Source organism: Glycomyces mayteni (genome assembly GCF_042428885.1).
In the GTDB taxonomy this organism is placed as follows: Bacteria; Actinomycetota; Actinomycetes; order Mycobacteriales; family Micromonosporaceae; genus Glycomyces; species Glycomyces mayteni.
In genome coordinates, this window is sequence record NZ_JBHMBP010000001.1 from 700,765 (window position 1) to 723,460 (window position 22,696).

Below are 22,696 nucleotides of genomic sequence, written 5' to 3' on the forward strand. Positions count from 1 at the left end.
CGACCCGGTCGGCATCGAAGTGGAGATGTCGCGGTCGTACCTCGACTACGCGATGAGCGTCATCGTCGGGCGCGCGCTGCCCGACGTGCGGGACGGCCTCAAGCCGGTCCACCGCAAGATCCTCTACGCGATGTACGACGGCGGCTACCGCCCCGACCGCGGGTACGTCAAGTGCTCGCGCGTCATCGGCGACGTCATGGGGCAGTTCCACCCGCACGGCGACGGCGCGATCTACGACTCGCTCGTGCGCATGGCCCAGCCGTGGTCCCTGCGCTATCCGCTCATCGACGGCCAGGGCAACTTCGGGTCCCCCGGCAACGACCCGGCGGCCGCGCACCGGTACACCGAGTCGCGCCTCGAACCGCTCGCCATGGAGATGCTGCGGGACATCGACGAGGAGTCGGTGGACTTCGAGCCGAACTACGACGGCAAGACCACCGAGCCGACGATCCTCCCCAGCCGCATCCCGAACCTCCTGGTGAACGGCTCCGAGGGCATCGCGGTCGGCATGGCCACGAAGATCCCGCCGCACAACCTCCGCGAGGTCGCCAAGGCCGTCGACTGGTGCCTGGAGCACCCGGAGGCGACCGAGGAGGAGGCCCTTGAGGCCGTCCTGCGGATCATCACCGGCCCCGACTTCCCGACCGGCGCGACCATCCTCGGCCGCGCCGCGATCGAGGACGCGTACCGCACGGGCCGCGGCTCGATCAAGATGCGCGCGGTCATCGAGGTCGAGGAGGACACCAAGGGCCGCCCGTGCCTGGTCGTCACCGAGCTGCCGTACCAGGTGAACCCCGACAACCTGGCCGAGCGCATCGCCGACCTCGTCAAGGAGGGCAAGCTCGGCGGCATCGCGGACATCCGCGACGAGTCCTCGGGCCGCACCGGCATGCGGATCGTGGTCGTGCTCAAGCGCGACGCGGTCCCGAAGGTCGTGCTCAACAACCTGTACAAGCACACGCAGCTCCAGGACACGTTCGGCGCGAACATGCTCGCGCTGGTCGACGGGGTCCCGAGGACGCTCAACATCGCGCAGATGGTCCGCTACTACGTGGCGCACCAGATCGACGTGATCGTCCGCCGCACCCAGTACCGGATGCGCAAGGCCGAGGAGCGCGCCCACATCCTGCGCGGCCTCGCGAAGGCCCTCGACCTGCTCGACGAGACGATCGCGCTCATCCGCCGCTCGCCCTCCGCGGAGGAGTCGAAGCAGGGCCTCATGGGCCTGCTCGACGTCGACGAGGTCCAGGCCGTGGCGATCCTCGACATGCAGCTGCGCCGCCTCGCGGCCCTGGAGCGGCAGCGGATCATCGACGAGCTCGCCGAGATCGAGGCGAAGATCGCCGACCTGGCCGACATCCTCGCCAAGCCCGAGCGGGTGCGCCAGATCATCCGCGAGGAGCTGGGCGCGGTCGTGGCCCGCTGGGGCGACGAGCGCCGGACCCAGATCCTCCCGGACGCCGGCGAGGTGTCCATGGAGGACCTGATCGCGCGCGAGGACATCGTCGTGACGATCACCCGCGGCGGCTACGTCAAGCGCACCACCACGGACTCGTTCCGCTCGCAGAAGCGCGGCGGCAAGGGCGTCCAGGGCGCGCAGCTCAAGCAGGACGACATCGTCAGCCACTTCTTCGTGTGCACCACGCACGACTGGATCCTGTTCTTCACGAACAAGGGCCGCGTGTACCGCGCGAAGGCGTACGAGCTGCCGGAGGCCTCGCGCACGGCCCGCGGCCAGCATGTGGCGAACATCCTGGCGTTCGGTCCCGATGAGACGATCGCCCAGGTCATCCAGATGGCGAACTACGAGGTGACGCCGTACCTGGTGCTGGCGACCCGCAACGGCCTGGTCAAGAAGTCGAAGCTCACCGACTTCGACTCCCCGCGCACGGGCGGCCTCATCGGCATCAACCTGCGCGACGGCGACGAGCTCGTGGGCGCGGCCCTCATCCAGCAGGAGGACGACCTGCTGCTGGTCTCGCGCAAGGCGCAGTCGATCCGCTTCCAGGCGACCGACGAGGCGCTGCGGCCGATGGGCCGGGCGACGAGCGGCGTGATCGGGATGCGGTTCGTCGGGGACGACGAATTGCTCACGATGATCGTGCTCCGCGATAATATGGACATCCTCGTGGCCACCAGCCGCGGCTACGCGAAGCGGACTCCGGTCGACGCGTATCCGCAGCAGGGCCGCGGCGGCAAGGGCGTCCTGACGGCTAAGATCACGGAACGGCGCGGCGACCTGGTTGGGGCGCTGTCGGTGACGCCCGACGACGAGCTGTTCGCGATCACCTCGGAGGGAGGGGTCATCAGGACTCCTGTGAAGCCGGTCCGGCAGACGTCGGACCGCAACACCCAGGGCGTCAAGCTGATCGACCTGCCCGAGGAAGTGTCGCTGCTCGCCATCACCAGGAGCGCCGAGGAACCGGAACCCGATGAGGGGCAGGACGAGTAGATGACCGACGCGAAGGCCACCGCAGCGGAGACCGAGCGCGAGGACGACGTGCCGGAGCTGCCCTCCGAGTCGCCGACCGACGCCGAGCCGAAGGCCGAGGACAAGCCGTCGCCTGACCCGGCCCCCGCGCCGGCGCAGGACCAGACGCTGACGCTGCGTCGCCCTCCGGGGATGACGCCGCCGCCGGTGACGCCGGAGGCGGTCCCGATCCCGCAGTCGACGGGGCCGACCGGCAACACGGCGGCCCAGCAGGCCGCGGGGGTCGCCTCGTCGGCCCGCGTCGCGGACGCCGTCCGCGCCGCCCGCGCGGCGGTCAGCCAGGCCGCGGCCCGGGGCCCGCGCCGGGCCCGCCTGCGGCTCAAGCGGATCGACCCGTGGTCGGTGATGAAGTTCGCGTTCGCGGTGTCGATCGTGCTGTTCATCGTCATGGTCGTGGCGACGACGGTCCTGTACATCGCGCTCGACGCGATGGGCGTGTTCGACACCGTCAACGACATGCTCCAGATGCTCATGGGCGGCAGCGGCGACACGGCCGCGGCGGCCGAGGACTTCAGGATCACCGCGAAGGGCGTCATCGGGGCCGCGGCCCTGCTCGGCGTGGTGAACATGGTCCTCTTCACGGCCCTGGCGACCCTCGGGTCGTTCATCTACAACGTGTGCGCCGACCTGGTCGGCGGCGTCGAGGTGACGCTCGCCGAGCGCGACTAGCGAGGCTTGAGACGGAGCGCCCGCGGCTGGGAACGGCCGCGGGCGCTCCGCCGTTCCGCCCGAGTGATGCCCGTCCCTCCCAGGCGGGGCCCTGCGGCGTCGACGGCTCGACGGTGAGGTAATCTTTCTCAGCGCCGCCGTTGAGCGGCCGATGCAAGGGCGTATAGCTCAGGTGGTTAGAGCGTCGAGCTGATAACTCGAAGGTCCCAAGTTCGAGTCTTGGTACGCCCACCAACACCCGCCGGTCACCGGCGGGTTTTTTCTTGCCCGGAATAGCCCGGGCCGCCCGCGGCCTTGAACCTGGGGACCCCGCCTCCCCGGCTCGAAGGACTCCGCCATGGCCGCCTCGCCCCGCTCGTTCCTGTTCGTCCTCGGCAGCGCCCGCACGGGCGGCAACACCGAGACCCTCGTCCGCGCCGCCGCCGAGCACCTCGAACCGGAGGAGGCGCAGGAGTGGCTGCGCCTCTCCGAACTGGGACTGCCGCCGTTCGTGGACCGCCGCCACACCGGGGACGGCAGCACCCCGTTCGCCGAAGGGCCCGAGCGGGTCCTCCAGGACGCGACGCTGGCCGCCACCGACATCGTCATCGCGTCCCCGCTCTACTGGTACTCCGTGAGCGGCTCGGTCAAGAACTACCTGGACTACTGGTCGGGCTGGCTCCGCGTCCCCGGCCTCGACTTCAAGGCCCGCATGGGCGGGCGGCGGCTGTGGGGCGTCACCGTCCAGGGCGACGAGGAGCCCGACGTCTCGGCGCCGCTCGCCGGGACCCTGCGCCTGTCGGCGGAGTACCTCCGCATGGAGTGGAAGGGCGTGCTCCTCGGGTACGGCTCGCGGCCCGGCCAGGTCCTGCGCGACGCGTCCGCGCTCGCCGCTGCGAAGACCTTCTTCGACCCCTCCGGCGACACGCCCGGCATCAGGTATTGAGCCTGCGGGCCACGGCCCGGCGGTCCGGCGCGTCGCAGTTCGCTATGCTGAGGCGCATCGCGCGATGCCGACCGCGGCATTGCTGTACGCGGCAATCTCTGATATGGGGGCCTGGGTCCATGTGGAAGAAGATCTTGATCGTCGCCGGTGTGGCGACGGTCGCGTTCGTGGTCGCCAAGAAGGTCAAGTCGATCAACGACGACCGCACCCTGTGGCACGAGGCCACCACCTCCGCGGAGGACGTGCGCTAGCGAATCGCGTTAGCCAACTCACTGCGCTGCGGGTATCCTCGCTGTTGCCGCGTGCGCGGCGGGGATACTCGAACGGACCGGCCTCACCGCCGGCCCGCGAGGGGTCTTAGCTCAATTGGCAGAGCACCGCCTTTGCAAGGCGGGGGTTAGGGGTTCGATTCCCCTAGACTCCACTGTGAAAGCCCTGGCGACAGGGCTTTTTTCGTGTCCGCTCCCCTGTGGTCAGCAGCAGCCGTTGTGCTCGGCGGGGTTGGAGAGGCCGGCGAGGGCTCTCATGGGGGCGGCGAAGGCGTCGCAGCAGAGGGAGTAGACGTTGCTGCGGCCCTTGGGGGTGACCGAGACGAGGCCGAGGTCGCGCAGGGGCGCGAGGTGGTGGGAGACGAGGGTCTGGGCGAGGCCGGTGGCGTCGGTCAGCTCGCGGACGGTGCGGGGGCGCTCGGACAGGAGCAGGACGAGCGCGAGGCGGTTCTCGTCGGCGAGGGCTTTGAACTGGGGGGCGAGGCCCTTGGCGTGCTCGATCACCGACGCGTCCGAGTGCTCCTCGGCGCTGACGTCGGTCAGGGTGAGTTCGATCGTGCGGCTCATGCGTCCAGTAAACCACAGAACTTGCTATCAACAGTAATTGCTGATATTAGTTAGGTGGGTTGATGCGACCGCGAGCCCCGCGGTCACCCGAGATTCCAGGAGTCCGCCATGTCGAACCCCACCGCTCGCCCGGTCGCCACGGTCGCCGTGATCGGCGCCGGCCCGGTCGGCCTCGCCGCCGCCGCGCATCTGGTCGAACGCGGCCTGACCCCGATCGTCCTCGAAGCGGGCGAGGGCCCGGCCGACGCGATCCGCCAGTGGGGGCACGTGCGCCTGTTCTCCCCGTGGCGCTTCGACATCGATAGCGCCGCAAAGCGACTGCTCGAAGCACAGGGGTGGACCGGGCCCGACCCCGACGGCCTGCCCACGGGGCACGAGCTCATCGACGCCTACCTCGCGCCCCTGGCGAAGGCCCCCGAGATCGCCCCGCACCTGCGCTACGGCACCCGCGTCGTCGCGGTCTCGCGGCTCGGCGTCGACAAGACCTGCACCATCGGCCGCGAGGGCCGCCCCTACCTCGTCCGCACCCGGTCCGCAGCGGGGGAATGGGACGACCTCGTGGTCGACGCGGTCATCGACGCCTCGGGGACCTGGGGGCGGCGCAACCCCCTGGGCGCCCACGGCCTCGCCGCCCCCGGTGAGGATGACGCGGCCGCCTGGGCGGCCGGGCCCCTCCCGGACGTTCTCGGCGCCGAACGCGACCGGTTCGCGGGCAAGCGGGTCCTCGTGGTCGGCATGGGCCACTCCGCCGCGAACACGCTCCTCAACCTCGCCGCCCTCGCCGAGCAGGAGCCGGGCACCGCGGTCACGTGGGCGATCCGCGGCGACTCGCCGACGCGCCTGTACGGCGGCGGCTCGGCCGACGCGCTCCCGGCGCGCGGCACCATCGGCACCCGCCTGCGCGGACTGGTCGAAGCCGGTGCGATCGAGCTGGTCACGGGCTTCACGATCGACCGGTTCGAGCCGCAGGCCGACGGCTCGGTCGTGGTGGCCGGGAACGTCGGCGGTGTCGAGCGCACCATCGCGGCCGACCAGGTGGCCGCCGCGACCGGATTCCGTCCCGACCTGGAGATGCTGCGGGAGATCCGCCTGGAGCTGGACGCGATCGTGGAGGCCCCCGCGAAGCTCGCGCCGCTCATCGACCCGAACTTCCACTCCTGCGGCACCGTGCCCCCGCACGGCGAAGCCGACCTCGCCCAGCCCGACGAGGGCTTCTACCTGGTCGGCATGAAGTCCTACGGCCGCGCCCCGACGTTCCTCCTCGCCACCGGGTACGAGCAGGTCCGCTCCATCGCCGCCGCCCTCGCGGGCGACAGGGAGGCCGCTGACAAGGTCGAGCTGGAGCTGCCGGAGACCGGCGTCTGCTCCTCCTCGCGCTCGCTTGACGCGACGAGCATCGCCGAGGCGGGCGAGGCCGGGGGCTGCTGCGGCACGGCCGCGAAGGTCGAGCCGGAGCTGGTGGCGATCAGCTCACGCGGCCTCGCCACCGGGGTCCTGCACGGGCACTCCGGCGAGCGCCGCGAACTCCCGCAGCTCAAGGAGACCGGCGGCTGCTGCGGCTGACGGGCGCCGCGATGCTCGCCATCACCATTGCACATGCAAGTCCTGCACAGCGAAGGAACACTGCCATGACATCGAAGCCGTCCGTGCTCTTCGTCTGCGTCCACAACGCCGGGCGCTCCCAGATGGCCGCCGGGTGGCTCACCCACCTTGCCGGGGATCGGATCGAGGTGCGGTCTGCGGGGTCCGCGCCGGCCGATGAGGTGAACCCGGCCGCGGTCGAAGCGATGAGGGAGGTCGGCATCGACATCTCAGCCGAGGCGCCGAAGATCCTCACCGTCGACGCCGTCGAGGCGTCGGACGTGTGCATCACCATGGGCTGCGGCGACGCCTGCCCGGTCTTCCCCGGGAAGCGGTACCTGGACTGGAACCTCGACGACCCCGCCGGCCAGGGCGTCGAGGCCGTCCGTCCGATCCGCGACGAGATCAAGGCCCGGGTCGAGGCCTTGATCGCCGAACTCCTTCCCGCGGAAGGGCATCCGTAGGACGGGTCAGCGGCGGTCGTGGAGGAGGGCGGCGAAGCCGTCGAGGTGGCGGGTGAGGCTGTACTCGAAGAGGGCTTCGAGGTCGGTGAAGGCGTCCTGGGGGGCCGCGGCGAGGCGGGGGAAGTCGGCGGGTGAAAGGAGGGAGTCGGTGCGCGGGCGCTGGGCGCGGTGCCAGCGGTCGAGGGTCACGCCGGTCTCCAGTTCGGCCTCGGACTCGGCGGCGAGGGCGAGGGCGGCCGTGTTGACGAGGGCGTGGAGGGCGAGGGCCTCGCGGGCGCAGGTGCGGGGCGAGAGGCCGAGGCCGTCGAGGGCGCTGAGGGTCCACTCGGTGTAGGCGGCGAGGGCCGGGACGAGCAGGGGCCGGGTGAAGGAGATGACGCGGGCGGCCCACAGGTGGCGGCGGTAGAGGTCCCATTGGAGGCGGGCGATCCGCTCCAGGCCGCGGCGCCAGTCGGCCGGGGGCCCGGGGAGGGGCCGCTCGGCGGCGATCGCGGCGATCATCGCGAGGAGGAGGTCCTCCTTGGTGGCGACGTGGCGGTACAGGGACATCGGGCCGACGTGCAGGTCCGCGGCGACGCGGCGCATCGTGACCGCTTGCAGCCCTTCGCGGTCGGCGATCTCGACGGCTTGAGCGCTGATGCGCGCGAGGGTGAGCGGCGGCGGGAGGCTCCCCTTGCGGGCGGGCTTGACCCGCGGGGCGGGGGCCGGCGCGGGGGCCGGTTCGGCCCGGTCGCTCACGACGGTGCCCGCGCCGACCCTGGTGGTCACCAGGCCCTCGTCGCGCAGGACGGCCATGACGCGGTTCGCGGTCGCGGTCGCGACGCCCCAGCGCTGGGCGATCTGCCTGACCGAGGGCACCCGGTCCCCCGGGCGCAGATCCCCCGCGGCGATGCCCGCCCGCAGTTCGGCGGCGATCTGGCGGTACGGCGGTTCCATGGCGTGAAGTGTACTAGGTCGATCGCCGCTGTGGTGGGACACTTCGCGGCATTCGACCTTGTATTGCTTCAGTTCTCCGTGTGAGTCTTGAACACGTGGACATCGATACAGTGTACGCATCCGACGCCGGCGGGCTCATGGACACGCTCGCCTCGGCGTTCGCCGCCGATCCGCTCGCCGCCTGGCTGTTCCCCGACGAGGACCGCCGCGCGGCCTACCAGGACGGGTTCTACCGGTCCTTCCTCGGCCATCCGGGCGCCGAAGCCTATGCGGCCGGAGGCGAGGGCGCCGCGATCTGGCTGCGGCTCAAGGCGGGAGAGCGCCTCGACGCCGGGGACGCGCCGCCCGGCGGGCCCCTGGCGCGGCTGTTCGCGCTCGGAGCCGCGCTGGCCGCGAGGCATCCGGTGGACCGGCCGCACGTCTACCTCGCCGTGATGGGCGTGGTCCCGCCCGCGCAGGGCCGCGGGATCGGGTCGGCGCTGCTGCGGGACCGGCTGGCGAGGGCCGACCGGGACGGGCTCCCCGCGTACCTGGAGGCGAGTTCACCGGGCAGCCGGGCCCTCTACCTGCGGCACGGGTTCGCCGACCTCGGCGGACCGGTGCGAGTGGAGGACTCTCCGGCGGTCCAACCGATGCGGCGGGAACCCGCCGCCACCGATTCGTAAGGAGCACAGGCCATGTCAAACCCCACCGTCGTGCTGGTGCACGGCACGCACGTCTCGTCGTTCAGCTGGGTCGGGCTCACCACCGAGCTGACCCTCCGCGGGTACCCCACGGTCGCAGTGGATCTGCCCGGCCACGGGATCGACGGGTTCTACCCGCGGTCGTACCAGGCGCCGCAGGACCCCGCGGCGCTGGCGAAGGAGCCGTCGCCGCTGGCGGGGCTCACGCTCGACGACTACGCGGAGCACACGATCGGGATCGTGCGCCGCGCCCGCCGGAACGGGCCGGTGGTCCTGGTGGGCTCCAGCCAGGGCGGGGTCACGTTGAGCCGGGTCGGGAACGAGGTCCCGGAGCTGGTGGACCACCTCGTCTACATGGCGGCGTACTGCCCGGTGGAGCTGCCGAGCATGGCCGCGTACCTGGCCGAGCCGGAGAACGCCGGGAGCCTCATCGCGAAGGTCACCGCGGCCGTCGCGGGGGACCCCGCCGAACTGGGCGTCGCGCGGGTGAACTGGCGGACCGCCGACCCGGTGCTGCTGGACGGCATCCGCGACTGCCTCGCGGGCGGGTTCAGCGACGAGGAGCTGCTGCGGGTGCTCAACCTGTTCCAGCCCGACGAGCCCGCGGCGATCCCCTTGGCGGAGACCAGGGTCGAGGCGGAGAAGTGGGGCCGCATCCCGCGGACGTACGTGCGGTTCACCGAGGACCGGCTCATCCCGCCCGCGCTCCAGGACCGGTTCATCGCCGAGGCCGACCGGCTCACGCCGCACAACCCGACCGAGGTGCACTCGCTGCCGCTGCCGCACGTCGGGCCGTTCTCGCGGCCGGAGGTCGCGGCGCTCCTCGCCGGGATCGCCTCGCGCGCAGGGAAGTAGGGAGCAAGGAGTGAGGACGCCCGGACTGCTCCGGGCGTCCTCGTTCCGGTCCCGTCGCCGGGGTTATGCGTAGGTCTCGAACTCGGTGATCTTCGGCGTGCCGGAGGCCGAGACGATCACGAAGTTGACCTTCGTCAGGGACGTGGCGGTGAAGGAGATGGTCCCCGCGCCGGTGCCCGAGGCGAGGACCGCGCCGGTGTCGTTGTTGACGAGCTGCCAGGAGCCGATGCGCCCGGCCGCGTCGGAGGCCTCCTTGATGACGACCGTGTCGATCGTCTTCGCGGAGCTCCACTTGACCGAGACGCGCCCGGTGGTGCCGCTCGGGGACCAGTACGTCGAGGCGGAGCCGTCGATGACGTTGCCGTAGCTGGTGCCGCTGGCCTTGGAGGTGCCGTCGGCGCCCGCCCCGAGGCTCAGGTTGGCGCCCGTCGGCGGGTTCCCGGTGGTCGGCGGGTCCGTGGGGTTGCCGGTGGTGGGCGGGTTCGTCGGGGTCTGGACGTTGCAGGAGCCGTCGGAGGTCTTCAGGCCCTTGTTGGCGCCCGCGGTGCTCGACACGATCGACGGGACGCACGCGGCGCTGTCGAGGCTGTACGAGTACGGGATCGACACCGTGGTGGTGGAGGTCGGGTTCGGGCCCGCCGGGTGGTTGTCGGTGCCGGGGGACGACCAGGTCACGTTGTCGAAGGTGTTGCCGCTGACCTGCCAGTAGCCCATGAGGTCGGTGTAGAAGGTCCCGAGCGGGTCCTTCGAGTCCTCGAAGTAGTTGTTGTCCACCTTGATCTTCGCGCCGACGCGGGGGTTGATGCCCGACTCGACGATCCCGGTGAAGTGGTTGTTGTAGGAGTGCGCGGTCCCGCCGCGCAGGAGCGGCATGCGGGAGTTCAGGTTCTGGTACAGGTTGTGGTGGTAGGTGATGAAGCTGCTCGCCGTGTCGCTGTCGCTGGAGCCGACGAGGCCGCCGCGCTCGGAGTTGCGCAGGATCGAGTACGAGAGCGTCACGTACTTGGTGTCGTCCTTGAGGTCGAACAGGCCGTCGTAGCCCTCGTCCTCGCCGCCGGAGGCTTCGAGGGTGGTGTGGTCGACCCACACGTTGCGGACGCTCGACTCCATGCCGATGGCGTCGCCGCCGTTGGAGGTCGGGGAGCCGGACTTCTTCACGTTCTTGACCGTGACGTTCTGGATGATGATGTTGCTGGAGTCGCGGATGTGGATGCCGAGCTGGTCGAAGGTCGCGCCCGCGCCGACACCGAGGATCGTGACGTTGCTGATCCCCTTGAGCTCGATGCGGTCCGCGGCGGTGTCGCAGCTGTCGCCGGAGACCTTCGTGGTGTTCCCGTGGTTGATGGTGCCCTCGACCTGGATGATGATCGGGGTGCTGGTCGAGGCCCGGTTGCACAGGGCCGCATGGATCTGCGTGCCGGTCGTGGCGCGGACGACCGCGCCGCCGGCGCCGCCGGTGGTGCCGCCGTTCTGCGTGGCGTAGCCGGTGGCCGCGTTGGACTGCGCCGAGGCGCCGGTGGTCGAGAACGCGATGCCCGCGACGGCCACGGCCATCGCCGCGGCCACCGTACCGACCTTGAGTGCTAGCGATCGTCTCATCGCCGAGCTCCTAGGGGTAGGGATTGACATGTTTCAATGAGTCTAGGGAAAGCCCTTTCCGGAAAGCAAGGGTTTTGGGCAACCGATTGCACAACTTTCTGTCGAGGGCGTTGTGCGGGGTCCGCGGCGGGCGTCAGCCCAGGTTCTCCAGGGCTTCCTCGGCCGACGCGGCGTGCGCGTCCATCGCCGACCACGGGTCGGCCTTGCGGGTGAGGCGGCGGCGGATCTTCTCCGGCGTGTACTTCGCGGGGCGCGAGCGGCCGAGCTCGTCCCAGTCGAGCGGGGTGGCCACGGCCGCGCCGGGGCGGGCCCGGAGCGTGTACGGGGCGGCGAAGGTCTGGCCGAAGCCGTTCCGGTTGACGTCCAGGAAGATCCGGTCCCCGCGCTTGTTCTTGCGCTGCGCGGTGGTGAGCAGGTCCGGGTCCTCGGCGGCGAGGCGGTCGGCGACCGCGAGGGCGAGCTCGCGCACGGCCTCGAACCCGGCGGAGCGGTCGAGCGGGGCCGCGACGTGGTAGCCGCGCCCGCCGGTGGCCTGCACGTACGGGGTCAGGCCGATCTCGGTGTAGACGTCGCGCAGGCGCCGGGCGACCTTGTGGAGCACCGCGTGGTCGGTCCCGTCGGGCGGGTCGATGTCGATGACGAGCCGGTCGGGCCGTTCGAGGTCCTCGACGGTGGCCGTCCAGACGTGGAACTCGATCGCGGCCTGGTTCGCGAGGTAGACGAGCGTCGCCGCGTCGTCGCAGACGACGTAGTGGACGGTGCCCCCGTCGGTGCGCGAGCGGACCGCCTCGGTGCGGACCCAGTCGGGGAAGTGGTCGGAGGCGTCCTTCTGGAAGAAGCCGGGCCCGCCGATGCCGTCGGGGTAGCGGCGCATCGTGAGCGGGCGGCCCGCGAGGTGCGGGACCATCGCCTCGGCGACCGCCTCGTAGTGGGCGACCAGGTCGCCCTTGGTGAGGCCGTCGTCGGGGAACAGGACCTTGCCGGGCCGCGAGACCGTGATGTCGCGACCCGCGACCGTGACCGATGCCATGCGGGCACACCTCCTAGAGCCGGAGGTGTACCCGCAGGTCGCGGCCGTAAACGGGCGCTCATTCCCCCCGCTCGGCCAGCGCGGCGAGCTGGTCGGCGACCGCGCCCCAGCCCTCGTGGAAGCCGAGCTCCTCGTGGCGGTCGCGCGAGGCGGCGCTGCCGTGGCGCACGAGCGCGCGGTAGGCGGTGCCCTCGGGGGCGTCGGCGAACGTGATCTCGGCGGTCATGGCGACCGGCTCGGGTTCGGCCGGGCGCCAGGCGCTGTCGATGGCGTTGGTGAAGACGATGCGCTCGCCGTCCTCGACGACGAGGAACGCGGCGTCCATGTGGGGGACGAACTGCTCGCCGTCCTCGCTCATGCTGGTGACCATGGGGCCGCCGGGCACGGCGTCGAAGCGCTCGACGCGGCACGCGAACGGGGCCGGGAGCCACCACTGCTCGAAGCGGGCCGGGTCGGTCCAGGCCCGCCACACGGCGGCGCGGGGCGCGCGGATGACGCGCTCGATGCTGAGGTCGAGTTCGGTGTTCATGACTGGTGCTCCTCGGGATCGGTGACGAACTGCTCCAGCCGGTCGGTGCGCGACTCCCAGACCCGCCGCTGCTCGGCGAGCCAGTCGTCCACGAGCGCGAGGCGCTCGCGCCGGAGCGCGCAGGTGCGGACCCGGCCGGTCTTGGCGGTGCGGATGAGGCCGTTCGCCTCCAGGGTCCGCACGTGCTTCATGAAGGAGGGGAGGGTCATCGGGAACCCGCGGGCGAGGTCGCCGACGCTCATCGGGCCGCGCCCGAGGCGGCGGACCACCTCGCGGCGGGTGGGGTCGGCGAGCGCGGTGAAGACGCCGTCGAGGGTCGCGCCGCCGGGCGCCTCCGAATACTGTGCCATACGGCTAAGTATTGCGCGAGAAAACACTTAGCGCAAGGGCTAAGTATTTTTTTCTAGCGGACGATGAGCCGGGGCTCCACGAGCAGGCCCTTCGGCTCCTGCCGCACGACCTTGTTCCCCTCCGGGCCCATGAGCATCTCCAGGATGCCGGCCGCGACGCGCTCGGGGAGCTGCTCGACGCTGGAGATCCCGAGGGCCTCCGCGGCGGCGGTGTTGTCGAAGCCGACGATCGGCAGTTCGGGCCGCCCGGCCTGGACGGCGGCGAGGTGCGCGCCGATCGCGAGGGCGTCACTGGCGCACACGAGGCCGTCGATCCCGTTCGGCAGCAGCGCTTTCACGGCCTCCTGGCCCTCGGCGACGCCGTCCTCGGCGGTGAGCCGCGGCGCGGTCCGCTCCCCCATCGCCTCGCGCCAGCCGCGCTCGCGGTCGGTGCCGCTCTCGGACCCGGCGGGCCAGCCGAGGAACGCGACGCGCTCCCCGGCGCGGTCGAGGAGGTGCGCGGTGGCCCCGCGGGTCCCCGCGGCGCCGTCGATGTCGACCCACGGGTGGGCCGCGGCCTCGGTCCCCCAGGGGCGGCCGAAGGCCGCGAACGGCACGCCGCGTTCGAGGAGGCGGGCGGCGCGGCGGTCGCCGCGGGAGGTGCCGGTGAGGACGATCGCGTCGACCTCCCCGGCGTCGGCCAGCTCGTCGAGGTGGCGCAGCTCCTCCTCCAGCGTCCTTGCGGCGTAGAGGAGGACGCGGAGGCCGCGGGCGGCGGCGCTCTCGGTGAGGGCGTGGACGAAGCGGTCGAGGACGACGCCGGAGACGCCCCCGGAGTAGGGGTCGAGTTTGACGGCGATCGTGGAGGTGCGCTGGGTGCGCAGGCGCCGGGCGAGGGCGTTCGGGGAGTAGCCGAGGGCCTCGATGGCGGCCTGGACCTTGAGCCGCGTGGACTCCTTGACGATCGAGGGGGAGTTGACGACGTTGCTCACGGTCTGGCGGGAGACGCCCGCTTCGCGCGCGACGTCCCCGATCGTCGCGGCCTTCCGTTCCGGCATTGCGGGCCCTTCCCGTCGCACTTGACGTTCACTCGCGGACGAGCCTATCGTATGATCGTTCCAATAAAAATTGATCGATCCAAAACTGGTCGGTCGATCATCGCGGATCAAAGGAGATTCACCGTGAGCAGCAGGAGACGCACCGCCCTCGCGGCGGGGAGCGCGGCGGTAGCCGCCGCGCTGGCCCTCGCCGGGTGCGGCCAGGGCTTCGACGACACCGAGAACGACGACGCGGAGGGCCTCACCTCCTCCGACGACGGCCTGACGATCCTCTACGGCGCCAGCGGCGAGGCCGAGACCCAGGCGATCGAGGCCGCGCTCGCGGCCTGGTCCGAGGAGTCCGGCGTCGAGGCGACCGCGGTCGCCGCCACCAACATGGACCAGGAGCTCTCGCAGGGCTTCGCGGCGGGCTCCCCGCCCGACCTGTTCTACCTGGCCCCCGAGAAGCTCGCCGGGTACGCCGCGAACGGCTCCCTCGAACCGTACGGCGACCTGCTCGCGAACAAGGACGACTTCTACCCCTCCCTCGTCCAGAACTTCACCCTCGACGGCGAGTTCTACTGCGCGCCCAAGGACTCCTCGACGCTCGCGCTCGTCATCAACACGGACCTGTGGGACGCGGCGGGCCTCACCGACGCCGACATCCCCACCACCTGGGACCAGCTCGACGCCGCCGCCGCGGCCCTGACCACGGACGGCACCGCGGGCCTGGCGTTCGGCGCGGAGTACCAGCGGGTCGGCGCGTTCATGGCCGGCGCGGGCGGGCGCCTGGTCTCCGAGGACGGGACCACCGCGGTCGCCGACTCCGCGGAGAACCTCGCGGGGCTCGAATACGTCAAGGGCCACTTGGAGGACGGCACGTTCGCCTACGCCGCCGACCTCGGCGCCGGATGGGGCGGCGAGGCGTTCGGCAAGGGGCTCGCGGCGATGACCGTCGAGGGCAACTGGATCACCGGCGGCCTGTCCGCCGACTTCCCGGACGTGAACTACAAGGTCGTGGAGATGCCCGCGGGCCCGGCCGGGCAGGGCACCCTCCAGTTCACGAACTGCTGGGGCATGGCCGCGGACTCGCCGAACCAGGAGGCCGCGCTCGACCTCGTGGAGTACCTGACCAGCGCCGACCAGCAGCTCGCGTTCTCGGAGGCCTTCGGCCCCATGCCGTCCGTGCAGTCCGCGGCCGGCACCTGGAGCGGCGAGAACCCCGAGCTCGCCGCGTTCCTCGCGGGCGCCGACTACGCGACCGGCGTGCCGACCGCGGCCGGTTCCGCCGAGGTCGTCTCGGACTTCAACGCGCAGCTCGAATCGCTCGCCACGGGCGACCCGGCGCGGATCCTCGCCACCGTGCAGGGCAACCTCGAAGCCGTGGTCGGCTGACCATGGCCGTCGCAGCACCGCGCCGGGCGCGCCGCGGGGACGGCCGCGCCGGGTGGCTGTTCACGCTCCCGGTGATCGTCGTGCTCGGGCTGTTCATGCTCGTGCCGGTGCTCATGGCCCTGTGGGTGAGCTTCTCCGACTGGACCGGGCGCGGGTCGCCGCTCGCGCCCGGCGTCGGGTTCGTCGGCCTCGACAACTACGAGGCGATCACCTCCGGGGGCGGGCTCGCGGAGCGGAACTTCGGGATCGCCATGCGCAACAACGCCTGGTACGTGCTGCTCGTGGTCCCGCTCCAGACGGGCCTGTCGCTGCTGCTGGCGGTCCTGGTCAACCGGGCGGTGCTGCGCGGGCGGGGCCTGCTGCGCACGGCGTTCTACTTCCCGTCGGTGACCAGCTCGGTGGCGATCACGGTGCTGTGGCTGTTCCTGTTCTCCACCTCCGGCGCGGTCAACCAGGTGCTCGGGTGGATCGGCGTCAACGGCCCCAACTGGTTCAACGACCCGCGCGGGATCGTCCACGTCGCCCTCGGCGGCGGGACGGGGCCCGCGTTCCTCACCGGCTCGGACTTCCTGGGCGTGACGTGGTGGGACTGGCTGTCGGGGCCGTCGGTCGCGATGAGCGCGCTCATCCTCATGGCGGTGTTCACCACCAGCGGGACGTTCATGCTCCTGTTCCTGGCGGCGCTCCAGAACATCGGGCCTGAGCTCGACGAGGCCGGCTGGATGGACGGCGCGACGGCCTGGCAGCGGTTCTGGCGGATCACCCTCCCCCAGCTGCGGCCCGCGCTGTTCACCGTGCTCACGCTGGGGCTCATCGGGTGCTGGCAGGTGTTCGACCAGATCTACACGGGCACGCAGGGCGGGCCCGGCAAGACCACGGTGACGCCCGCGTACCTGTCGTACGAGGCGGCCTTCACCGACCAGGCGTGGGGCCAGGGCGCGGCGATCTCGTTCGTGCTCTTCGCGATCATCGTGGCGTTCACACTGCTCCAGCGGTGGCTCCTGCGCGAGCGGGACACCTCCAAGCGCCTCGCGGGGCGCCTCGCGAAGGGGGCGAAGGCATGACCGCCGCATCCGTCCGCAGGCAGCGGCCCCGCATCGGGCAGGCCGTGCTGTACGCCGTGCTCGTCTCGCTCGCGGTCGTGTACGTCTTCCCGTTCCTGGTGCAGATCGCGACCTCGTTCAAACCGGACGCGGAGGCCGCCGCGAACGCGGTGTCCCTGTGGCCGCAGACGTGGACGTTCGCCGCGTACGACCGGCTGTTCACCCGCTCGGACTTCCCGCTGTGGTTCGCCAACTCCGCGGTCGTCACCATCGCCGTCACGATCGGCCGCGTGTTCTTCGCGTCGCTCGCGGGCTACGCGCTCGCGCGGCTCAGGTTCCGGGGCCGGGGCCTGGTGTTCGCGCTCATCGTCGCGGTCATGGCCGTCCCATCGGTGGTGCTGCTCATCCCGAAGTTCCTGGTGCTCAACCAGCTCGGGATCTACGACTCCTACGCGGGCATGATCCTGCCGCTCCTGGTGGACGCGGCGGGGGTCTTCATCATGAAGGGCTTCTTCGAGTCGATTCCGGTGTCGGTGGAGGAGCAGGCGCGCATCGACGGGGCCGGGACGTTCCGGGTGTTCTGGTCCGTGGTGCTGCCGATGGCGCGCCCGGCGCTGGTCACGATCGTGATCCTGTCGTTCCAGGGGTCGTGGAACGAGCTGAGCCACTTCATCGTCTCGACCCAGTCGCCCGAGCTGACGACGCTCACGAAGGGCGTGGCCTCGCTCGCGTCCGGGCAGCTCAGCCAGGGCACGCAGTACCCGGTCAAGCTCGCGGCCGCCGCGATCATGACGATCCCGGTCGCGGTGCTGTTCTTCGTCTTCCAGAAGCACATCATGAACACGAGTGAAGGAGCCGTCAAGGGATGACCCCCGGCCGCCAGCCTTTCCTGCACGACGCCGTCATCGCGCTGCACGCGCCCACGCAGGCGTGGTCGCGCCCCGACGGCGCGATGACCGCCCCGATCGACGGCCTGTTCCACGGCGACCGCCGGTTCGCCCGGGGCCTGCGAATCGAGGTCGAGGGCGAAGCGCCCGAAGCGATCGCGAACTCCGCCCGCGGTGCTCGCATGGTCGCCTTCGACGCGGTCCTGCGGGGCGTGGACGACCCGACGCCGGACCCGCACCTGCGCCTCGGCCGGGAGCGGACGGTCGGTGACGGGGTCCTCGGCGAGGCGGTCACCGTCGCGTCGGTGGTGGACCGGGAGGTCGCGGCGGTGCTCAGGCTCATCGTGGAACCGGACTTCGCGCCGTTGCAGGAGGTCAAGTCCGGGCACGGGAGGGCCGCGGCGTGGACCGCGGACGTGGACGGGTCCTCGGCGGTCGTCGCCGCGGGCGACGCGTCGTTCGCGATGACCGCCGACGCCGGGACCTGGTCGATCGAGGACGGCGCGCTGGTCCTGGAGTGGCCGTTCGCGTTGGGGCGCGGCGAGTCCGTGGTGCTCCACTGGGGCATGAAGGTGAGCGACCCGGGCCTGGTCGTGCAGGCCGCCGCCGAACCGGCGGGCTGGACCGTCGACACCGCCGGCGTCGACGGGCGGCTGGCCCGCTGGACCGCCACGGCCCTCGACGACCTCGACGCGCTGCGCCTGGCGTTCCCCGAGCACCCCGGGGACGACTTCCTCGCGGCCGGGGCGCCCTGGTTCTTCACCCTCTTCGGACGCGACTCGCTGTGGGCCGCGAGGATGATGCTCCCGGTCGACGTCGAGATCGCGGCCTCCACGCTCCGCGTCCTCGCACGCCTGCAAGGGAAGGCGGACGACGCCGAGACCGAGGAGGAGCCCGGGAAGATCGCGCACGAGCTGCGCGCCACCGTCTTCCGCATGCCCGGCGAGGACATCACGCTCCCGCCGCTCTATTACGGGACCGTGGACGCGACGGCCCTGTGGGTGTGCCTGCTCGTGGACGCCTGGCGCGCGGGGATGCCGCGCGAGGAGGTCGCCGAGCTGGTCCCGAACCTGCGGGCGGCCCTCCAGTGGATCGCCGCGGCGGCCGCGAAGGACGGGTTCCTCTCCTACTTCGACCGCAACGGCAAGGGCCTGTCGAACCAGGGCTGGAAGGACTCCGGCGACTCGATCCAGTGGCGCGACGGGCGGCTCGCCAAGGGCCCCATCGCATTGTGCGAGGCGCAGGGGTACGCGCACGAGGCCGCCGCGGGCGCCGCGGACCTCCTGGACGCGTTCGGCGAGGACGGATCGTCCTGGCGCGAGTGGGCCGCGCGGCTGCGCGAGCGCTTCAACGAGCGCTTCTGGGTCACCACCATTGAAGGCCGCTACCCGGCCATCGCGCTCGACCGCGACGGGCGGGCCGTGGACACCCTCACCAGCAACATCGGGCACCTCCTCGGCACCGGGATCGTCAGCGGGGCAGACGAGGCGGCCATCGCGCGGCTCCTCGTCGGGGAGTCGATGAGCTCGGGCTACGGGGTCCGCACGATGTCGAGCGGCGCGGCCGGGTTCTGGCCGCTGAGCTACCACGGCGGCGCGGTGTGGGCCCACGACTCGGCGATCGTCGCGCACGGCATGGCGCGCGCCGGACTCCGCGAGGAGGCCGCGGTCGTGGTCGAGGGGCTCCTGCACGCCGCGGAGGGCTTCGGGTTCCGGATGCCGGAGCTGCACGCGGGTTTCTCACGCGCGCAGCGGGACCGGCCGGTCCCCTACCCGGCGGCGTGCCGCCCGCAGGCGTGGTCGGCGACGGCCGCGATCACCTGCCTCCAGATCGCCCGCGGGGCGTAGCGCTTCCCCGGGGCCCGCAGAGGGGGCGGGCCCCGGGGAGCACCAGCGTCATACGGCGGCCGGGACCGGGCGCTCGCTCGGGCCGGTGTAGGCCGAGAGCGGCCGGATCAGCGAGTTCGCATCGAGTTGCTCGATGATGTGCGCGGTCCAGCCGGTGATGCGGGCCATGACGAACAGCGGCGTGAACATCGGGATGTCGAAGCCCATGAGGTAGTACGCGGGCCCGGCCGGGAAGTCGAGGTTCGGGTGGATGCCCTTGGCCGCCAGCATCGCCGACTCCAGCTCCTCGTACATCGCCACCCACTTCCCGCCGCCCGTCAGGGCCGCCATGTCGACCAGGGCGGCCTTCATGGTGGGCACGCGCGAGTCGGCGTCCTTGTAGACGCGGTGCCCGAACCCCATCACCTTCTCCTTGGCGGCCAGCCGCTCCGCGAGCCAGTCGGCGGCCCTCTCGGGCTCGCCGATGTCGAGCATCATCTTCATGACGGCCTCGTTCGCGCCGCCGTGAAGCGGGCCCTTGAGGGCGCCGATCGCGGCGGTCACGGCCGAGTACATGTCGGAGAGCGTGGAGGCGACGACGCGGGCGGTGAACGTCGAGGCGTTGAAGGAGTGCTCGGCGTAGAGGATCATCGAGACCTCGAAGCAGCGCAGCACCTCCGGGGCCGGGACGGCGCCGAAGCACATGTGGAAGAAGTTCGCCGACCAGCCCAGCGACGGGTCGGGCGCGATCCGCTCCAGGCCGTGGCGCCGCCGGTGGGCGTGGGCGATCACGGTGGGGAGCTTCGCGAACAGCGCCTCGGCCTTGGCCTGGTTGGAGACGCGCCGGTTGTCGTCCTCGGCGGGGTCCTCCGCGCCGAGGCTGGAGACGGCGGTGCGCAGCAGGTCCATCGGGTGGCAGCCGTCGGGGACGCGGTCGACCACGCCGACGGTCGAGCGGGTCACCTCCCTCTGTGCGCGTTCGCGGGAGGCGAAGGCCGCGAGCTGGGCCGCGTCCGGGAGCTCGCCGTACCAGATGAGGTGCGCGACCTCCTCGAACGAGCGGGACGCGGCGAGCTGCTGCACCGGGTAGCCCCGGTACGTCAGGGACAGCGTCTCGGGCACGACCTCGGAGATCGCGGTCGTGTCGGCCACGACCCCCGCCAGGCCCTTGCGGACATCGGTGCTCATCGGTCCCTCCCGGGGATCTCGAAGTCGAAGAGGGCCTGGTCGAACTCGTTGTAGGACGCGTAGTCGACCAGGTCGTAGAGGCGGGCGCGGGTCTGCATGCGCCCCACCACGGACGCCTGCGTGCCCTCGGCGCTCAGCGCCGCGAACAGCTCGTCCACGGCCCCCATGGCGGCCCGCAGGCTGGAGACCGGCCAGATGACCAGGTTGTAGCCCAGGTCCTCCAGCTGCGCCGCGGTGAGGTTCGGGGAGGTCCCGAACTCGGTCATGTTGGCGAGCAAGGGGACGTCGATGGCCGCGCGGAAGGCCGCGAACTCGGACTCGTCGCGCATCGCCTCGGGGAACACCATGTCCGCCCCGGCATCCACATAGGCTTTCGCGCGGTCGATCGCGGCGTCGAGGCCCTCGATCGCGCGGGCGTCGGTGCGGGCGCAGACCACGAAGTCGGGGTCGGTGCGGGCCTTCACGGCGGCGGCGACGCGCCGGACCATCTCCTCCGCGGGCACCACGGCCTTGCCGTCGAGATGCCCGCAGCGCTTGGGGTTCACCTGGTCCTCGATGTGGCAGCCCGCGAGCCCGGCGTCCTCAAGGGACCGGATCGTGCGGGCCGCGTTGGAGACCTCGCCGAAGCCGGTGTCGGCGTCGATCAGCGTCGGCAGGTCGGTGGCGCGGGCGATCTGGCCGCCGCGGGCCGCGACCTCGGTGAGCGTGGTCAGCCCGATGTCGGGCAGCCCCAGGTCGGCGGCGAGGGCCGCGCCCGAGACGTACACGCCGTCGAAGCCGTGGTCCGCGACCGCCTTCGCGGCGAGCGGCGAGAACGCCCCGGGGAGGCGCTGGAGCCGCCCCGACGCGAGGCCCTCGCGCAGGCGGCGGCGTTTCTCGGACGGAGTCGGCATCAGAAGAGCCCCTTCGCGGTCGGTTCGGTCAGCGCGCCGCGCGGCGCGGCGAGGTTGAGGGCCCGGACGCCGTTCGCGTCGAGCGCGTCGATGCGGCACGCGAGGTCGAGGAACCGGTCCTGCTCGGCCTCGTCGATGACGCCTTCGGCGAGGGTCCGGAACTTCGCGATGTACTGCTCGCGCCCGAACGGGCGGGCCCCGGCCGGGTGCGCGTCCGCCACGGCCAGCTCGTCCTCCACGACCGTGCCGTCGTCGAGGGTGACGACGACGCGCCCGCCGAACGCCCGCTTGCCCGGGTCCGGGTCGTGGTACCGCGCGGTCCACTCCGGGTCTTCCACCGTGCGCACCCTCCGCCACAGGTCCACCGTCGAAGGCCGGTGCGCGCGTTCGGGAGTGTAGGACCGCTCGTGGTGCCACGCGCGGTCCTCCAGGGCCACCGCGAAGATGTACATGATCGAGTGGTCGAGGGTCTCGCGGCTCGCGTCCGGGTCGGTCTTCTGCGGGTCCTGCGCGCCCGTGCCGATCACGTAGTGCGTGTGGTGGCTCGTGTGGATCACGACCTCGCGGACCCGGGCGAGGTCCAGGCGCGGGGCCATGCGGCGGGCCAGGTCGATGAGCGCCTGGGACTGGTACTCCGCCGAGTGCTCCTTCGTGTAGGTGTCGAGGATCGCCCGCTTCGCCTCGCCCGCAGCGGGAAGCGGCACCTCGTAGACCGTGTCGGGGCCGCTGAGGAGCCGCGCGATCACCGCGTCCTCCCCCTCGTAGATCGGCGACGGGGCGCCCTCGCCGCGCATCGCCCGGTCCACGGCCTCGATCGCGGCCTTGCCCGCGAACGCCGGCGCGTACGCCTTCCACGAGGAGATCGCGCCCTTGCGGGACTGCCGCGTCGCGGTCGTCGTGTGCAGCGCCTGCCCGATCGCCTGGTACACCGTCTCCACGGGCAGGTCCAGGAGCGCGCCGATCCCCGCGGCCGCCGAGGGCCCGAGGTGCGCGATGTGGTCGATCCGGTGCTCGTGCAGGCAGATCCCGCGCACCAGGTCCACCTGGACCTCGTACCCGGCGGCGATGCCGCGCACGAGCGCCCGCCCGTCCAGGCCCCGGTGCTGCGCGACCGCGAGCACCGGCGGGATGTTGTCGCCCGGGTGCGAGTAGTCCGCGGCCAGGAACGTGTCGTGGAAGTCCAACTCCCGCACCGCGACCCCGTTCGCCCACGCCGCCCACTCCGGCGAGGAGCGGAACGCGGCCGGGAGGCCGAACACGGCCGCTCCCGGCGTGTACGGGTGCGCGAGGGCCTGCGCGCGGGCGCTCGCCACGGGACGGCGCGCGAGCGACGCGGCGGCGACCGCGGCGTTGTCGATGACGCGGTTGCCGATCATCTCGGCGACCTCCCGCTCCACCGGGACCGGGTCGACCGCGGCCGCGGCGAGCTTCCAGGCGAGCTGGTCCTCCTTCGCCAGGTCCTCGCGGGAGGCGTGGGTGCGGACGCGGTGGGTGATCACT

Annotated in this window: 22 protein-coding genes and 2 tRNA genes; 14 read left to right on the forward strand and 10 right to left on the reverse strand. The window is 71.9% G+C overall.

Annotation, left to right across the window (positions count from 1 at the left end; genetic code table 11):
- Nucleotides 1-25 precede the first annotated feature (25 nt).
- The 6 genes from gyrA (at nt 26) to ACFFXY_RS03335 (ending at nt 4,509) form a co-directional block, all read left to right on the forward strand.
- Nucleotides 26-2,452, forward strand: a complete 2,427-nt coding sequence (gyrA, locus tag ACFFXY_RS03310) for a DNA gyrase subunit A (protein WP_382347355.1) — start codon at nt 26-28, stop codon at nt 2,450-2,452.
- On the forward strand, nt 2,453-3,160 hold the full coding sequence (locus ACFFXY_RS03315) for a DUF3566 domain-containing protein (protein ID WP_382345829.1): 708 nt from the start codon (nt 2,453-2,455) through the stop codon (nt 3,158-3,160). It begins immediately after the preceding gene.
- Between the two features lie 157 nt (nt 3,161-3,317).
- A tRNA-Ile gene (locus ACFFXY_RS03320) sits at nt 3,318-3,394 on the forward strand.
- A gap of 103 nt (nt 3,395-3,497) precedes the next feature.
- The gene (locus tag ACFFXY_RS03325) at nt 3,498-4,085 is read left to right on the forward strand and encodes a flavodoxin family protein (protein WP_382345831.1); all 588 of its coding nucleotides are present in this window, start codon (nt 3,498-3,500) and stop codon (nt 4,083-4,085) included.
- A 119-nt stretch (nt 4,086-4,204) separates the two neighbouring features.
- Nucleotides 4,205-4,336: a DLW-39 family protein gene (locus ACFFXY_RS03330; RefSeq protein WP_218125197.1), complete on the forward strand. Its 132-nt coding sequence runs from the start codon at nt 4,205-4,207 to the stop codon at nt 4,334-4,336.
- Nucleotides 4,337-4,436: 100 nt separating this feature from the next.
- Nucleotides 4,437-4,509, forward strand: a tRNA-Ala gene (locus ACFFXY_RS03335).
- 49 nt (nt 4,510-4,558) lie between these two features.
- Here the strand turns inward: ACFFXY_RS03335 and ACFFXY_RS03340 are convergent.
- A complete protein-coding gene (locus tag ACFFXY_RS03340) occupies nt 4,559-4,921 on the reverse strand; it encodes an ArsR/SmtB family transcription factor (protein ID WP_382345834.1) in 363 nt (120 codons plus the stop codon).
- Nucleotides 4,922-5,029: 108 nt separating this feature from the next.
- On the opposite strand from ACFFXY_RS03340, the gene ACFFXY_RS03345 reads away from it, so the two are divergent.
- Nucleotides 5,030-6,484, forward strand: coding sequence for an FAD-dependent oxidoreductase (locus tag ACFFXY_RS03345; protein ID WP_382345836.1), 1,455 nt, complete (start codon nt 5,030-5,032; stop codon nt 6,482-6,484).
- A 65-nt stretch (nt 6,485-6,549) separates the two neighbouring features.
- On the forward strand, nt 6,550-6,966 hold the full coding sequence (locus ACFFXY_RS03350) for an arsenate reductase ArsC (protein WP_382345838.1): 417 nt from the start codon (nt 6,550-6,552) through the stop codon (nt 6,964-6,966).
- Nucleotides 6,967-6,972: 6 nt separating this feature from the next.
- Here the strand turns inward: ACFFXY_RS03350 and ACFFXY_RS03355 are convergent, their stop codons facing one another.
- Nucleotides 6,973-7,902, reverse strand: coding sequence for a GntR family transcriptional regulator (locus ACFFXY_RS03355; RefSeq protein ID WP_382345840.1), 930 nt, complete (start codon nt 7,900-7,902; stop codon nt 6,973-6,975).
- Between the two features lie 95 nt (nt 7,903-7,997).
- Between ACFFXY_RS03355 and ACFFXY_RS03360 the strand changes: the two genes are divergently transcribed.
- On the forward strand, nt 7,998-8,567 hold the full coding sequence (locus ACFFXY_RS03360; RefSeq protein WP_382345842.1) for a GNAT family N-acetyltransferase: 570 nt from the start codon (nt 7,998-8,000) through the stop codon (nt 8,565-8,567).
- 12 nt (nt 8,568-8,579) lie between these two features.
- Nucleotides 8,580-9,440: an alpha/beta fold hydrolase gene (locus ACFFXY_RS03365; RefSeq protein WP_382345844.1), complete on the forward strand. Its 861-nt coding sequence runs from the start codon at nt 8,580-8,582 to the stop codon at nt 9,438-9,440.
- A gap of 63 nt (nt 9,441-9,503) precedes the next feature.
- Here the strand turns inward: ACFFXY_RS03365 and ACFFXY_RS03370 are convergent, their stop codons facing one another.
- The 5 genes from ACFFXY_RS03370 to ACFFXY_RS03390 form a co-directional block, all read right to left on the reverse strand.
- The gene (locus ACFFXY_RS03370) at nt 9,504-11,039 is read right to left on the reverse strand and encodes a pectate lyase family protein (RefSeq protein ID WP_382345846.1); all 1,536 of its coding nucleotides are present in this window, start codon (nt 11,037-11,039) and stop codon (nt 9,504-9,506) included.
- Between the two features lie 133 nt (nt 11,040-11,172).
- Entirely contained in the window at nt 11,173-12,069 is an 897-nt protein-coding gene (gene ligD, locus ACFFXY_RS03375; protein WP_382345848.1) for a non-homologous end-joining DNA ligase, read from the reverse strand.
- A gap of 58 nt (nt 12,070-12,127) precedes the next feature.
- Entirely contained in the window at nt 12,128-12,598 is a 471-nt protein-coding gene (locus tag ACFFXY_RS03380) for an SRPBCC domain-containing protein (RefSeq protein ID WP_382345850.1), read from the reverse strand.
- Nucleotides 12,595-12,948 (reverse strand): ArsR/SmtB family transcription factor, encoded by a 354-nt coding sequence (locus tag ACFFXY_RS03385; protein WP_382345852.1) that lies wholly within the window; start codon nt 12,946-12,948, stop codon nt 12,595-12,597. The genes ACFFXY_RS03380 and ACFFXY_RS03385 overlap by 4 nt, the downstream gene beginning before the upstream one ends.
- A 53-nt stretch (nt 12,949-13,001) precedes the next feature.
- Nucleotides 13,002-13,985, reverse strand: a complete 984-nt coding sequence (locus ACFFXY_RS03390; protein ID WP_382345854.1) for a LacI family DNA-binding transcriptional regulator — start codon at nt 13,983-13,985, stop codon at nt 13,002-13,004.
- Nucleotides 13,986-14,108: 123 nt separating this feature from the next.
- On the opposite strand from ACFFXY_RS03390, the gene ACFFXY_RS03395 reads away from it, so the two are divergent.
- Genes ACFFXY_RS03395 through ACFFXY_RS03410 form a run of 4 tightly spaced genes read left to right on the forward strand, consistent with a single transcriptional unit; the run spans nt 14,109 to nt 19,136 of the window.
- Nucleotides 14,109-15,359, forward strand: a complete 1,251-nt coding sequence (locus tag ACFFXY_RS03395; protein ID WP_382345856.1) for a sugar ABC transporter substrate-binding protein — start codon at nt 14,109-14,111, stop codon at nt 15,357-15,359.
- Between the two features lie 2 nt (nt 15,360-15,361).
- Nucleotides 15,362-16,423 carry a carbohydrate ABC transporter permease gene (locus ACFFXY_RS03400; protein ID WP_382345858.1) on the forward strand — a complete coding sequence of 354 codons (1,062 nt, stop codon included), beginning with the start codon at nt 15,362-15,364 and terminating at the stop codon, nt 16,421-16,423.
- Entirely contained in the window at nt 16,420-17,271 is an 852-nt protein-coding gene (locus tag ACFFXY_RS03405) for a carbohydrate ABC transporter permease (protein ID WP_382345860.1), read from the forward strand. Before ACFFXY_RS03400 ends, ACFFXY_RS03405 begins: the two co-directional genes overlap by 4 nt.
- Entirely contained in the window at nt 17,268-19,136 is a 1,869-nt protein-coding gene (locus tag ACFFXY_RS03410; protein WP_382345862.1) for a glycogen debranching N-terminal domain-containing protein, read from the forward strand. The genes ACFFXY_RS03405 and ACFFXY_RS03410 overlap by 4 nt, the downstream gene beginning before the upstream one ends.
- A 48-nt stretch (nt 19,137-19,184) precedes the next feature.
- Here ACFFXY_RS03410 and ACFFXY_RS03415 read toward each other — a convergent pair whose 3' ends face one another.
- Genes ACFFXY_RS03415 through ACFFXY_RS03425 form a run of 3 tightly spaced genes read right to left on the reverse strand, consistent with a single transcriptional unit; the run spans nt 19,185 to nt 22,695 of the window.
- Nucleotides 19,185-20,303 carry a bifunctional 2-methylcitrate synthase/citrate synthase gene (locus ACFFXY_RS03415; RefSeq protein ID WP_382345864.1) on the reverse strand — a complete coding sequence of 373 codons (1,119 nt, stop codon included), beginning with the start codon at nt 20,301-20,303 and terminating at the stop codon, nt 19,185-19,187.
- Entirely contained in the window at nt 20,300-21,196 is an 897-nt protein-coding gene (prpB, locus tag ACFFXY_RS03420; protein ID WP_382345866.1) for a methylisocitrate lyase, read from the reverse strand. Before prpB ends, ACFFXY_RS03415 begins: the two co-directional genes overlap by 4 nt.
- Nucleotides 21,196-22,695, reverse strand: a complete 1,500-nt coding sequence (locus ACFFXY_RS03425; protein WP_382345868.1) for an MmgE/PrpD family protein — start codon at nt 22,693-22,695, stop codon at nt 21,196-21,198. Before ACFFXY_RS03425 ends, prpB begins: the two co-directional genes overlap by 1 nt.
- Between the last annotated feature and the right edge of the window lies 1 nt (nt 22,696).